Source organism: Salmonella sp. SAL4457 (assembly GCF_046548235.1).
GTDB lineage: Bacteria > Pseudomonadota > Gammaproteobacteria > Enterobacterales > Enterobacteriaceae > Salmonella > Salmonella enterica.
This window is the reverse complement of record NZ_JBGDZO010000371.1, coordinates 1-278: the sequence shown is the minus strand read 5'-3', so window position 1 is coordinate 278 and position 278 is coordinate 1. Positions and strand designations below refer to the sequence as shown.

General features: G+C 63.7%; 1 protein-coding gene. It reads left to right on the top strand.

The annotated features are described in order from the left end of the window. Positions 1–278 (top strand): hypothetical protein (locus tag ACLJNW_RS24690; RefSeq protein WP_410961286.1); only part of this gene is annotated, 278 nt, incomplete at both ends.

Genomic DNA, 278 nt, shown 5'->3' with positions numbered 1-278 from the left:
ACGTCGCCTTCGTCATCATCGGCGTGTTCATGTTCCAGTTCACCGGTGCCGCACTCACCGGCGGCACCCGGACGATCTCCTCGAACATGTCCCTGACACGGGCCTTCCAGTTCCCCCGCATGGCCCTGCCGATCGCGGATCTGCTCTTCGACGTTTTGCAGCGCATGCTCGCCGTGGGCGTGATGTTCGTGCTCGTCTTGGTCATCCCCCCGCACGAGACGCCGGAGTGGACTTGGCTCTTGGTCCCGGTCGTGCTCGCCCTGCACATCCTCATGAAC